7 protein-coding genes are annotated in these 15002 nt (G+C 50.3%); 6 read left to right on the top strand and 1 reads right to left on the bottom strand.

The window, feature by feature from the left end:
• Positions 1–145: 145 nt before the first annotated feature.
• On the bottom strand, positions 146–1783 hold the full coding sequence (locus tag I6E49_RS11145; RefSeq protein ID WP_235402364.1) for a DUF6377 domain-containing protein: 1638 nt from the start codon (positions 1781–1783) through the stop codon (positions 146–148).
• A 372-nt stretch (positions 1784–2155) separates the two neighbouring features.
• On the opposite strand from I6E49_RS11145, the gene I6E49_RS11140 reads away from it, so the two are divergent.
• The 6 genes from I6E49_RS11140 to I6E49_RS11115 all read left to right on the top strand — a co-directional run bounded on the left by I6E49_RS11140 (position 2156) and on the right by I6E49_RS11115 (position 14775).
• The gene (locus tag I6E49_RS11140) at positions 2156–5101 is read left to right on the top strand and encodes a SusC/RagA family TonB-linked outer membrane protein (protein ID WP_441006975.1); all 2946 of its coding nucleotides are present in this window, start codon (positions 2156–2158) and stop codon (positions 5099–5101) included.
• 13 nt (positions 5102–5114) lie between these two features.
• Complete coding sequence (locus tag I6E49_RS11135) at positions 5115–6608, top strand: RagB/SusD family nutrient uptake outer membrane protein (protein WP_235402361.1); 1494 nt, start codon at positions 5115–5117, stop codon at positions 6606–6608.
• A gap of 38 nt (positions 6609–6646) precedes the next feature.
• A complete protein-coding gene (locus I6E49_RS11130) occupies positions 6647–8152 on the top strand; it encodes a SusF/SusE family outer membrane protein (protein ID WP_235402359.1) in 1506 nt (501 codons plus the stop codon).
• Between the two features lie 20 nt (positions 8153–8172).
• Positions 8173–9954, top strand: a complete 1782-nt coding sequence (locus tag I6E49_RS11125) for a glycoside hydrolase family 66 protein (protein ID WP_235402357.1) — start codon at positions 8173–8175, stop codon at positions 9952–9954.
• A gap of 14 nt (positions 9955–9968) precedes the next feature.
• The gene (locus tag I6E49_RS11120; RefSeq protein ID WP_235402356.1) at positions 9969–12095 is read left to right on the top strand and encodes a glycoside hydrolase family 97 protein; all 2127 of its coding nucleotides are present in this window, start codon (positions 9969–9971) and stop codon (positions 12093–12095) included.
• Positions 12096–12219: 124 nt separating this feature from the next.
• On the top strand, positions 12220–14775 hold the full coding sequence (locus tag I6E49_RS11115) for a glycoside hydrolase family 31 protein (RefSeq protein WP_235402355.1): 2556 nt from the start codon (positions 12220–12222) through the stop codon (positions 14773–14775).
• Positions 14776–15002 lie beyond the last annotated feature (227 nt).

The following is a 15002-nucleotide window of genomic DNA, read 5'->3' as shown; positions in this document are numbered from 1 at the left end:
GCAAAGAAGCCCCTTTTTATGTTTTGAGGTGACGTGACGGCTGTAGCGAGCGACAAAAACCGCACGTGAAATCTCTAGAATCAGATTTTCGTTTGTAACAATTTCTTACCGTCAGTACGATATTTGCATGTGCCGAACATTGCTGTCAGGAGTGTATTACACGGCACAGCTGCTCGACGTCGCACTCGAAAGTTTCGCGGTTAATGGCACGGCTTTTTATCGCAGAGCGATAGTTGTAGATGGTGCGAGGAGTATAGAAGAGCAATGCCGCAATCTCCGAACTCTCCTTGACGCCCAACCTTATCAAAGCGTAAATGCGCAGTTCGGTGGTGAGCCGTCCCTTGTGTGGAGGCACAATCTGCTCGTCGGTCCGCAGCAGAGCGTTGAATTCGTCGACAAACGAGGGGTATAGGTCGAGGAAAGCCGTGTCGAAACTGTTCATGAACGTAGCCGCATCCTCTTCCGAAAGGCGCGACGACGATGCCGTATTGAGCAAGTCGTTGACCTGGCCTACCTTAATTTTGCGCTTCACAAGAGTCTCAAACTTGCTCAGACGGTCGATGTATTTGGCGCAAAGGTCGATGTAGAGTTTAGCCAGACGTTCGCGTCGGCTGTTAGTGTCGAGCAATCGTGAGTTGAGAGTATTAAGTTTGTCGTTGAGCGACGACAGCAGGTTGTTGCTCTCGGACAGCTCGTGTCGGTGGCGTGCCAGCAGTCGGTTTTGCCGGCTGTAGAAGTATAGCAGCACTACAACAAACGCGAATAGGATAGACACTCCGAACAATGCGAAGCGCATGATGTTGTTTTGCGATGACAGCTTTTCGCGATAGGTCGACACGATGACGGGCAGTTTCTGCGATATTTCAATGATACGCAGTCGGTTGTTGTAGTTCTTTGCGTCGTCCATAGCAAAATTGATGTATCGCTCGGCGAGCAGAATGTTGTCGTCGCCCTTCTTGAACAGATACATTGCAAGGTCTTGCATGGCGAGGTTTTCGCGCGTACAGTTGAGCAGGTCGCTAATGCATGCACGCAGCATGTACTCCTCATACTTGTTGTTATTGTTGTTGGCGCTGTAGTTGTTGGCAATGGCATACGACGCCATGGCATACCATCGCGACTCTACGGGGGCTGTGCTCAGAGTCTTGAAGTAGTGCTCCAGGGCGCGCTTGTCGTTGCGTTCCACATATATAAAATACTCACCCCAGAAGAAATTGTAGTAAGAGTCGGTAGGGCGGAGCATCGTTACAGCCTGCTTAAGGTAATTGTTGGCACGCTCGTGATAGCGTGGCGAATAGTAATAGTCGTGACAGTAGTCAGCCCAATAGGTGTAGATGAAGTAGTAGGCTATGGTATAGTCGAACCGTAGTTCATTGTCGAGGTGTGTCGAATCAATCTCGTCGAGCAGCGCAACGGCTTCGCCATAGAGTCCGCCTACGCCCAGCAGCGACGCTTTCTCAATGCGGCATTTGTCGTGATGGAATTTGTCACCGATGCGGTCGGCAAGCGTTATAGCCTTGTCGGCATACACCATGGCAGAGTCAAATTGAAAAACGAAGTACTCATCGTACAGCTTGTCGTAAGCCGAAAGCAGCGTTTCGGGCTTTTGGCTTTTGTGTGCCATCGACTTGTAGAAGTCGATGCGTGCCTGCTTCTTGCCGTATATCTGCGTTATGTTGTCTATAATGCTGTCAATACGCTGTATAAGCTTGCCGTTGGTGTCTGCCATTGAGGAGGTGGCGGTGGCAATAAAGAGTATGATAATGGCTAAGTAACGTTGCATAGAGTGAATTGTTTGTGGTTTCTATAGGTTTCTGCAAATTTACAAATTTTGCAGAAATAACATATTGGATGATTGCCTTTTTTGCGTATTCCTATCCATATTTTTCATTGATTCCCTTGCTTTGACAATATCATTGCTTTTCGGACGATGTACTTGACAGTGTGAATGTTCTTTTGTAAATATCTGATTATCATATTGTTAATACTTTATTGAGTCATATACGTGTACTTATTGGGTACTTTAACGAACAACTTATGAAAATAAATTCTAAATTTGCAACCGTCATAACGACTTAATAACTAAAAACTCAATAGTATGAACCAAACCAATCGAAAATGGATCAGCCAGATTGTTGCTTGTTCGTTTCTTGCAATGTTGCCTATAGGCGCATACGCACAGACAAATAAGACAATACATGGTGTAGTGAAGGATGCCAATGGTGAGACTATCATTGGAGCCTCCGTTGGACAAAAAGGCACTAAAAACGCCACTGTAACCAACCTTGACGGAGAATTCTCGATTTCAGTTCCCGACAATGCAGTACTCGAAATTTCGTACATCGGCTACAACAACCAGCGTGTTGCCGTAGGTGGCAAGTCGTCGCTTGAAATCGTATTGACCGAAGATGTCCACAAACTCAACGAACTTGTCGTTGTAGGTTATGGCGTTATGAAGAAGAAAGACCTCACTGGAGCTGTCGGTTCGCTTGCTGCCAAGGACATGGAGAACTCGCCGGTAGCCAACATCGGACAGGCCATTCAGGGTAAGATAGCAGGATTGCAGGTTGTAGATGCCGGCAAGCCGGGCGACAACGTTACTATTAAGGTGCGCGGTATGGGTTCTATCAACAACTGCGACCCTCTTGTAGTAATAGACGGAGTGCCAACCGACCTCGGCATCAATGCCATCAACATGGCAGACGTAGAGCGTCTGGACGTGCTGAAGGACGCTTCGGCAACGGCAATATACGGTAGCCGCGGTGCCAACGGTGTCATAATGATAACCACCAAGAAGGGAAAGGAAGGCAAGGGACACCTCTCGCTCTCTGCCAATCTTGCCGTGCAGAATGCCACACGTACTCCCGACCTGCTCAATGCAAGCCAGTATGCAGCACTGAGCAACGAAATGATGAACAATTCGGGCAACACCGCCAATCCCGAATGGGCAGATCCGTCGGCTCTCGGCAAAGGAACCGATTGGGTAGACGAGTTGTTCCGTACCGGATATATGCAGAACTACACGTTGAGTTATTCGGGTGGCAGCGACAAGGCACACTATTATGTGTCGGGAGGTATGCTCGATCAGACGGGTATTGTAAGAAGCGTCAAGTACCGCCGGTTCACCTTCCAGCAGAACTCTGATGCCCAGGTGCAGCCTTGGTTGAAGATGACATCCAACATAACCGTGTCGGCCGACCGCAAGCAGCAGGGCAGTTATGACATGGGCAATACATACAGAGCACTGCCCGTCTTTGCCGTTAAGGACGCCAACGGTGAGTGGACCGGACCTGAGGGCAATTCGCTTTGGTATGGCAGCGCACGCAACCCGATCGGTCCAACCACAACCGACCGCAGCAGCACTAAGGGCTATAACCTCCTTGGCAATATCTCGGCAGAGGTGACTTTGGCTAAGTGGCTCAAGCTGAAGAGCACGTTCGGCATTGACGCCAAGTTCTGGTATAACGACAGCTATACCCCCAAGCACAACTGGAAACCCTCGCCCGTTGAGGAGAGCAGCCGCTACAAGAGCGACAACAAGTCGTTCACATATCTTTGGGACAACTATTTCATCTTCGACCATACGTTCGCCAAGAAGCATCACGTAGGACTGATGGCTGGTACATCGGCACAGTGGAACAACTTCGACTATCTCAACGCACAGAAGAACGTGTTCGCTTATGAGGGCGTACACGAGATGGACAACGGCGAGAAGATGCATGCCATCGGCGGCAACGAGACCGAATGGGCGCTTATGTCGTATATGGCACGACTCAATTATGAGTTTGCCGACCGCTATCTTCTTACCGCTACAGTACGCCGTGACGGCTCGTCGCGCTTCGGCCGCAACAACCGTTGGGGAACATTCCCGTCAGTATCGCTGGCATGGCGCGCTTCTGAAGAAGAGTGGTTCCCGAAGAACAATATTCTCAACGACCTCAAGATACGTGCCGGATACGGCGTTACGGGCAGTCAGGCCAGTGTGGGCAACTACAGCTATCTGGCTTCATACAACACCAGCGTATATCCGTTCGGCAAGACTGGAACAGAACAGTCGGCACTCGTTTCGGCAACGCTTGCCAATCCTAACATTCATTGGGAGCAGGTGGCACAGACCAACATTGGCTTCGATGCAGCACTCTTCAATCAGCGTGCCCACCTCACATTCGACTATTATATAAAGAATACGACCGACATGCTCGTAAAGGCTTCCATCCCAATCACTTCGGGTTTTGAGGACACAAGCACCACTTACACCAATGCAGGAAAGGTTCGCAACACGGGTTTTGAGGTTTCGCTCAATACCGTCAACATTCAGGGTCCGCTGCAGTGGGAGACAGGTATCGTCTATACATACAACCGCAACAAGATAAAGAGTCTCAACAGCAACGTGCCTTACTATATCAATCAGGTGAACAACTCGTACGTAACGATGCTCGCCAACAATCTGCCCATCAACGTGTTCTACGGTTATGTCACCGACGGAATATTCCAGAACGAGCTGGAAGTAAAAGAACACGCCATTCAGACAGGTGCCGAGCCTGGCGACATACGCTTCAAGGACCTCAACAACGACGGTGTTATCAACGACAACGACCGCACCGTGATAGGCAATCCTAACCCCACACACATCTTCTCGATGAGCAATACGCTCGCATGGAAGGGTCTGGAACTGTCAGTATACTTGCAGGGCGTGGCTGGCAACAAGATATTCAATGCCAACAAGATAGACCTTACGGGCATGTCGGCAGCCTACAACCAGCTCACCGACGTGCTGTCACGCTGGCATGGCGAGGGCACAAGCACCACGATGCCACGTGCCGTTTATGGCGATCCCAACCAAAACAACCGCATCAGCGACCGCTTCGTTGAGAACGGTGCATACTTGCGTCTGAAGAGCATTTCGCTCTCTTACAATGTGCCGCAGCAGTGGCTTCGTGCCCTGACACTCAATTCTGCACGCATCACATTCTCTTGCGAGAACGTGGCAACGATAACCGGATACTCAGGTTTCGACCCCGAAGTGGGTGTCAACGGAATCGATCTCTCAAGCTATCCCATCTCGCGCACGTTCAACATCGGATTAAACCTAAACTTCTAACAACTGAATCATTATGAAAAAGATATTTATCCTGGCTCTCAACATAGCGCTTGCAGGCTCGATGTGTTCATGCAGCGACTTCCTCGACCGTGAGCCTAAGAACACAGTCGACCCCGAAACGACGGTCGACGAGGACGTGGCGGTGTCGATGGCAAATGCCTGCTACCGTACACTCCAGTCGTCGAATATGTACAATCAACGTCTGTGGACACTCGACATCGTTGCTGGTAACAGCATAGTAGGCGCTGGTGGAGGTACCGACGGCATCGAGACCGTTCAGGCTTCCAACTTCACCACGCAGAGCGATAATGGTATGGCGCTGTACATGTGGCGCTCGCCTTGGGTCGGTATCGGACAGTGCAACATCCTCATCAGTGCTCTCGAAGACAAGAATCCGGAAAAGGGCACCATTCTGGGACGTTCGCTCGGTGAGGCTTACTTCCTCCGTGCACATTATTATTATATACTTGTACGCTTGTATGGTGGGGTACCTTTGCGTCTGAAGCCGTTCAATCCAGGCGAGAGCACGGACATAGCACGTGCTTCAGTTGACGAGGTTTACAAGCAGATAATTGACGATACCAACCGCGCAGCCGATCTGCTTCCTGCCAAAAGCCAGCTTGACGACGACAATCTTGGACGTGCTACGAAGGACGCAGCCTATACAATGCTCGCCGATATATACCTCACACTCGCTCCCGACAACAAGGAATACTATCAGAAGGTTGTGAGTCTGTGCGACGATGTGACAGCTCTTGGCTACGATCTAAGCCAATGCACGTACGAATCAAACTTTGACGCTACCATCAACAATGGTCCTGAGTCAATCTTCGAAGTGCAGTTCTCTGGCAATACCGAATACGATTTTTGGGGAAACAATCCGCAGTCGAGCTGGCTGTCGACATTCATGGGACCACGAAACTCCAACTTTGTGGCAGGATCTTACGGATGGAACCAGCCTACAGAAGAGTTCATGTCGCAGTATGAGGAAGGCGACAAGCGCAAGGACCTTACCGTATTGTATGATGGATGTCCCGATTTTGACGGCATGACATACAAGAGCAGCTACTCAACTACCGGATATAACGTGCGCAAGTTTCTCGTTTCGAAGAGCGTATCACCGGAATATAACACCAATCCAGCCAACTTCGTGGTGTATCGCTATGCCGATGTGCTGCTTATGAAGGCTGAGGCTCTCAACGAGCAGGGCAAGACTGCTGAGGCAGCCGAGCCTCTTAACATCGTCCGTCATCGTGCCGGACTGCCTGGAGTGAGTGGATTGTCGCAGGAGGCTATGCGCGAAAAGATCATACACGAACGTCGTATTGAACTGGCGTTTGAGGGCCATCGCTGGTTTGACATGATACGCTTGCAGCATGGCGACTATGCCGTGAAGTTCCTGAAGTCTATCGGCAAGTCGCGTGTCACTAAGGAACGTCTGCTCTTCCCGATACCGCAGACAGAGCGAGATGCCAACCAGCTGATGACACAGAACCCCGGATATTAAAACGTCAGGAAACATTATAAACAATAAAACGAATCAATATGAAACGATATATAAATTGTATTTATAGTCTGTTGGCTCTTGTCTGCGTCGGATTTGTCCTCTCGGCTTGCTCCGACCAAGACTATACCGAACTTGACAAGGGACGCGACCAGCTGACGCTTACAGCCAATCAAGCCCTATCAACGCTTGAAGAGACCAGTCATTCAAGCGATGCTGTCACGCTGAATTGGTCTACTGGCAACAATTATGGTTCGGGCAACCGTATCAGCTACCGTTTGGAGCTTGCCAAGGCAGGCACAAATTTTGCTCAACCTTATGTAGCTGTCGACGAACAGACGCAGACATACACATGGAGTGCAAACGTTGAGAATCTCAACAACATCATTCTCGACAAGATGGAAGGTACGGTTGGAACACCCGTAGACATCGAGGCACGCGTAACGGCAATTGTCAGTGGTTCTGACGAGACACAAACTGCCACCACACAGTTTACTGCCACTCCATACGAACCGGTCACTTCTACATTATATATAATAGGTAGTGCAGCACCAAACGGATGGAGCGCCGACAATGCTTCGGAAATGACACGCACCACAAACGGACTCTTTACATGGGAAGGCAAGCTCAGTAGCGGCGATATTAAGTTCATCACAACTCTCGGACAATTCCTTCCTTCATACGGACGGGGTGACAATGGTGCTCCAGTACTGCGTACAAGTGATGATCAACCCGACGAGAAATGGACTATAGACGAGGCTCACGACTATAAAGTCACGGTCGATTTGCTTGCCGGAACAGTAAGCATAGAGAAGACAGAAGGCATAAGACCTGCCTTCGACCAGCTCTTCTTTGTCGGCAATCCAACCGGATGGGGCTTTGAACCGATGACACAGGACGCTCTTGATCAGTTCCTTTTCCGCATGGGGCGCTACTTTGAGCAGGGCGCAGGAGGCGAATTCAAGTTCGGAACATCAATGAACTCATGGGAGAACATGTATAAAGCCACACAGGCAAATGCTCCTTATACTGACAAGAGCATGGAATTCGTATCAGGTTTCGACCCCGACAACAAGTGGAATCTGCAGAACAGCGAGACCGGCAAGGCTTATAAGATATGCGTTGACATCCGTTCGGGCAAGGAACGTATGATGATGAGCGAGTTCACTCCATACGAAATGATTTACCTTGTGGGTGATGCTACACCCAACGGATGGGATCTTGGCAATGCCACACCGATGACTTCTACAGAGAGTCCTTATGTATTCACATGGACAGGTCAGCTCAACGCAGGCGAACTCAAGTTCTCTTGCGACAAGCAGAGCGACTGGAACGGTGCGTGGTTTATGCCTTCTGCTCCTGATGCCGAACCAAAGGGCACTGCCGAGCAGGCTCTCTTCATCAACAAGAGCGACGAAACACTTAAGTCGCAGTATCTGACTGTGAACGTTAGCGACCTCGACTACAAGTGGAAGATAACATCGTCTGGCACATACACCATAACGCTCGACCAACTCAACGAGACCGTAACGATCTCAAAAAATTAACAATCTAACAAAAGCATAAAATGAAAATGAATGCATTGCTAATAGCGCTGCCGTTATTGATAGGCTCATGCAGTGATGACAACAATAGCTACAACGACCCCGCTACCGTTCCTACGGACATTATACAGACCGTGGTGAAGACCACAGCCGACCTCTCGCTCACTGTCACTACAGACAAGGCGGCATACAAACCGGGCGAGACAGTACGCTTCAACGTGACTGACGGTACTCTGCCTGCATCGGCTCGCATACGCTACCGTCATGGTTCTGAGGTGATAGCCGACGAAAACTTAGGTTCAACTTCGTGGACATGGACAGCTCCGCAAGCTGATTATACAGGCTATATGGCCGACATATACACAGTTGACGGCAACAACCAGCAGACCATCTACGCCACTATCGGCGTGGATGTGTCGAGCGATTGGGCGCGATTCCCACGCTATGGCTTCATAGCTTCATACGGTAGCGACCGCACTTCGGATGTTATTGCTTCTGAATTGTCTTTTCTCAACCGCTGTCACATTAATGGATTGCAGTTCTACGATTGGCAATACAAGCAGCATTGGCCGCTCGGCGGCACACCAGGCAATCTGCTCGAGAGCTACAAGGACATTGCCAACCGCGACAACTACACTTCGGTGGTGAAGGACTACATCGCTCAGGCTCACTCGTTGGGCATGAAGGCAATGTTCTACAATCTCTGTTTCGGCGCATTTGACGATGCAAAGGCTGATGGAGTGGACGACCGTTGGTATATATATACCGACCAGAATCACTCTAAATGCGACCGCCATCAGTTGCCGTCCGACTGGAAGAGCGATATATATCTTGTCGATCCGTCGAACAAAGACTGGCAGAATTACCTTGCCGACCGCAACGACGATGTGTATGAAGCACTCGATTTTGACGGATTCCATATCGACCAGCTTGGCTCACGTGGCACCGATTACGACTATTATGGATCGCAGGTGAATCTGCCTAACGGCTATGCATCGTTCATACGAACCATGAAAGAGCGTCAGCCCGACAAACGTCTGGTGATGAATGCCGTCAGTAATTATGGCTCAGACAAGATTGTGTCAACAGGATGCGTTGACTTTATGTACTCCGAATTGTGGAATGGTGAAGACAAGTTCAGTGACCTCCATGACATATTGAAGGCCAATCGCCTGTATTCCGGCAATACGTTAGGTCAGGTGTATGCCGCATATATGGACTACGGACACAATAAGCCGGAGTTCAATACACCAGGAGTGCTGCTCACCGATGCCGTAATGTTCGCCCTCGGAGCATCTCATCTCGAACTCGGAGCAGGACATATGCTGAGTTCAGAATACTTCCCTTATGCCGATGTGAAGATGAGCGCCGGACTGAAGAAGCAGATAGTGGCGTACTACGATTTCCTTACAGCCTATCAGAACCTGCTTCGCAACGGTGGAACAGAGACACAATGCGATATTGCAGCAGCCAAGTCTGTGGTAACGATCAATGCATGGCCGCCCGTACTTGGCAACGTAACGGCATACAGCAAGAGCGTAGACGGCAAGCAAGTGGTGAGTCTGCTCAACTTCCGTCAGGCTAACAGCTTGAGCTGGCGCGACAAGAACGGAACGATGCCCGAGCCCGAAGCCATCGACAACCTAACATTGCGTATGCGTGCAAAGAACGTAAAGAAGCTGTGGGTGGCATCGCCAGACCAACTCGGAGGCGCTCCGCAGGAACTGCAATATCGTCAGGATGGCGACTTCGTTGTATTCACCGTTCCGCAGCTTAAGTATTGGACAATGATTGTTGTAGAATAAATAAACAATTACATATGAAGAAACTATTGTTTTCAGCACTTGCACTTGCCCTCACATTGGGGGCAGATGCGCAGACTGTGACATCGCCTGACGGCAACGTTTCGGTGAAGTTCTATCTGCAGGACGGACGTCCCACGTATGAGATGACATACAAGAAGAAGGAAGTGATACGTCCGTCGCATCTCGGACTGGAACTTGCCAAGGACAAGCATGCATCCAACGGGATGAACGAACAGGACCTCATGGACGGGTTCACTGTGAAGAACACGCAGACTGCCACGTTCGATGAGACATGGCGACCGGTATGGGGCGAGACCGCAACAATACGCAACCATTACAACGAACTTGCCGTAACGCTCAATCAGGCTTCAATGCAACGTGACATCTGCATTCGTTTCCGTGTCTACGACGACGGTATGGGACTGCGCTATGAGTTTCCGCAACAGCCCAAGCTCAACTATATCGTAGTGAAGGAAGAGCACACCCAGTTTGCAATGGCGGGCGACCATACAGCCTATTGGATTCCGGGCGACTACGACACGCAGGAGTATGAGACCGTAATATCGAAGATGAGCGAGATACGTTCGAAAATGAAGGCAGCCATAACGTCCAATGCTTCGCAGACATCGTTCTCGCCTACTGGTGTACAGACATCACTGCAGCTCAAGACCGACGACGGACTCTACATCAATCTGCATGAAGCCGCCTGCGTCAACTTCCCCACAATGCACCTCAATCTCGACGACAAGAACATGGTGTTCGAGTCGTGGCTCACGCCAGACGCTACGGGTATGAAGGGATATGTACAGACTCCGTTCAACACACCGTGGCGTACGGTGATAGTAAGCGACGATGCCCGCGACATGCTTGCGTCCAACCTCATACTCAATCTCAACGAGCCGTGCAAGATAGAGGATACGTCGTGGATTCATCCTACTAAGTATTGCGGAGTGTGGTGGGAGATGATAGCCGGAGGCAAGCAGTGGAGCTACACCTTCGATCTGCCTTCGGTGCATCTTGAAAGCATTGACTATTCAAAGTGCCGGCCGCACGGACAGCATCCTGCCAATACCGAGAATGTGAAGCGTTATATTGATTTCGCTGCCAAGAACGGACTTCAGGAGGTGCTGGTAGAGGGTTGGAACATCGGATGGGAAGACTGGTTCGGTCATTACAAGGACTATGTGTTCGACTTCCAGACACCTTATCCCGACTTCGACATAAAGTATCTCAACGACTATGCCCACTCCAAGGGCGTGAAGCTGATGATGCACCACGAGACGAGCGGTTCCACACAGAACTATGAGCGTCATCTGGAGGCAGCCTATACGCTTATGAACAAGTATGGATATGATGCCGTGAAGAGCGGCTATGTGGGCGACATCATTCCGCGAGGCGACTACCATTATTCGCAGTCGACCAACAACCACTATCTCTACTGCATCAAGGAGGCGGCCAAGCATCACATAATGGTCAATGCGCATGAGGCTACACGTCCTACTGGATTGTGCCGTACATGGCCTAATCTCGTAGGCAACGAGTCGGCACGAGGCACAGAGTATGAGGCATTCGGAGGCAGTGAGCCTTACCATACGGTCATTCTGCCGTTCACCAGATTGCAGGGTGGTCCGATGGACTATACTCCCGGCATATTCGTAACGAAGCTGAGCGAGTGGTGCAACAATAAATCCAATGTCAACACAACGCTCTGCGGACAGTTGGCACTCTATCTAACTATGTACTCGCCGTTGCAGATGGCAGCCGATCTGCCTGAGAATTACGAGAAGTATTACGATGCTTTCCAGTTCATTCGCGACGTAGCTTGCGACTGGGACGACTCTCGCTATCTGGAAGCCGAGCCTGCCAAGTATATCACAGTAGCCCGCAAGGCTAAAGGAACAGACAATTGGTTTGTGGGCGGAAAGTGCGATGCCGAAGGCCATCAGTCAGTAGTGCGCCTTGATTTCCTTGACAAAGGACGCAAGTACGACTGCGCCATCTATCAGGATGCACCCGATGCCGATTACGAGAAGAATCCTTCAGCCTACGTCATCACTCACCGTACAGTCAAGAAAGGTGATGTGCTGAAGCTGAAGCAGGCACGTGGCGGCGGATTCGCTGTCAGCCTTATGGCTAAATAAAAAACGGTTTGATTTTTGTAGTAGTATTTTTCAGGAGGGTGTGGCATTATTGTCATATCCTCCTGTTACTGATTTATAAAGACAATCACTCAATAATTATTCAAACAACAAATCTATACTGATAATGAACCGAAACAATTCTTCCTGCAAGCAGCTTGTTCTTGCCTCTGCACTCTCAGCCCTTACGCTCACCGCAGCGGCTCAGAACGACAACATAGTATATAAAGACAGCAACGTGCGCTTTACGCTTGTCACCGACGGAACCGTGCGCATGGAGTATGCACCCGACGGAAAATTTCTTGACAACAAGTCGTTCATTGCCGTCAACCGCTCTTATCCTGAAGTGAAATACAAGAAGAGCGAGACAGCCAAGAAGGTTGTCATATCCACCGACTATCTCACACTCACTTACACAAAAGGCTCAGGTCCGCTCACCGAACGCAATCTTTCAATAGTCTCGGCAAAGATAAAGAAGAAGCCGACCGACGGCAAACGTATCATTCCCTTTGCCTGGCATCCCGGACAGAAGGATGCACCTGGCGCCAATCTGAAGGGAACCTACCGCACACTCGACGGTTATGACGGCGACTCGCGTGGCGATACTGGCAAGATGCCGATAGAAGACGGACTGCTGTCGAGAAGCGGATGGACACTCATAGACGACTCTGAGGGCTACGTATTCGACAACAGCGACTGGCAATGGGTGGCCCATCGCCCTAACGAAGGCAAGACACAGGACATGTATTTCCTCGCTTATGGCAACGACTACAAGAAGGCTTTGCACGACTTTACGGTCTTTGCAGGCAAAGAACCGTTGCCACCCCGCTATGCGTTTGGCTACTGGTGGTCGCGCTATTGGGGATATAGCGACAACGAACTGCGCCAACTCGTCAGCAAGATGCACTCTTACAGCATCCCGATGGACGTACTTGTGGTGGACATGGACTGGCACTACACTGAGGAAGGACGTGGCGGATGGACCGGATATACATGGAACAAGCGACTCTTTCCCTCGCCTGCTGGCTTCATGAAGTGGGCAAAGCAGCAGCAACTGCAAACAACAGTCAACCTTCATCCTGCAGATGGAATAAAGTATTATGAGGATTGCTATGCCGACATGGCACGATGGATGGGCATGGATCCTGCCGAGAAAAAGAATATAGCATGGAACGCTTCGTCCAAACGATTCATGCAGGGATGGTATGACAAAGTGCTGCGACCTATGGAACGCGACGGCATCGACTTCTGGTGGCTCGACTGGCAGCAGTGGGACAACGACAAGGAGTTTCCACGACTGAGCAACGTGTGGTGGATCAACTATACCACATTCACAGATATGGAGCGTCATCACGACACCCGGCCTATGCTGTATCACCGTTGGGGCGGACTGGGCAACCACCGCTATCAGATAGGATTCTCGGGCGATGCCATCATCAGCTGGAAATCGCTCGACTTCCAGCCTTACTACAACTCTACCGCCTCCAACGTGCTCTACGGTTATTGGAGCCACGACATCGGCGGACACATGGGAGCCGACTCTATCAATCCCGAGATGTACATACGCTGGATGCAGTTCGGAGCCTTCAGCCCCATTCTGCGCACCCATTCTACAAAGAATGCAGGGCTTAACAAGGAGCCGTGGGTATTTGCCGACAAGGAGCGCGACATCATTCGCGACATCATCAAGCAGCGCTACTCGCTTGCACCTTACATATATACTATGGCGCGCCATGCCTACGACACCGGTGTGTCTTTGTGCCGACCGATGTATTACGACTATCCTGATGCGCAAGAGGCTTACACCAACCGCAATGAGTATATGTTCGGCGACAACTATCTGGTCTATCCTATCACGCAGCCTATGAACAACGGCGTGTCGCTACAGAAGGTGTGGCTGCCAGCTGGCAACGACTGGTATGAACTCTCATCGGGCACAATGCTGAAGGGCGGACAGACGGTTGAGCGTTGCTTCCTGCTCGACGAGTATCCTATATACGTCAAGGCTGGCAGCATAATTCCGCAATATGGCGACGTGAAGAACCTGCGCCGTAATGACGAGGCTGTCACCGTGACGGTATATCCGGGCAATGTTGATGCAGAGTTCGTAATGTATGAAGACAACGGCAACGACAAGCAGTATGCCACGGCTTATGCTTCCACCTTGCTGTCTGCCACACATTCTGCCGACGGCACATTGCGTGTAAGTATAGGAGCACGTAAAGGGGAGTACAGCGGAATGCCTGCACACCGCCAATACCGCTTGAAGCTCGTGGCGTCGGCAGTGCCTGAGAAGGTCGTAGTGGACGGAAAGCAGACCGATTTTGAATACGACGGCAACAACCTCAGTCTGACGGTTGACATCCCGGAGACCGACTGCTCGAAGGCAAAGACTATAGAGGTGGTCTATGCGAAGGATGCCCCCGTTCTGACGGACGGACTCATCGGCAAGTTCCGCCATATTCAGCAGAACTGCATTGCCGTGAAATATCACAACCCGGGCATTGTGTTTGCCGAGCCACTCGGAACAATGGAGTCTGCCGGTATAGCCATGACCTACAATCCCGAGAAGCAGAAGCAGATTGTGGAGACATTCCGCAAGAACTACGCTTCGCTTGCCGACATACTTAAGCAGAACGGCATTGAGGGTGAAGATGCGCGGAAGTTTATGCTTGCCGAGTAATAGTCTTTGGTACAAAAAGTCGAAAAGATAAGAATAAAGCTATCTGTAGGAGTGTATAGCATCCCTGTTATACCCACTCAATCAACTGAAAATGAAGGCTGAGTGAGTAGGAATCAAAAGTCTAAGCAGCACGAGGGCGTGTCAAAACTCTCTTATTCTTAAAAAATCACAAAGCCCTGACTTTCACAAGCCAGGGCTTTGCTATGTCTAAAAGTTGTTGTAACTTT

Source organism: Leyella stercorea (genome assembly GCF_021531655.1).
The sequence above is the reverse complement of the archived record's forward strand: the minus strand, read 5'-3'. Positions and strand labels throughout refer to the sequence as shown.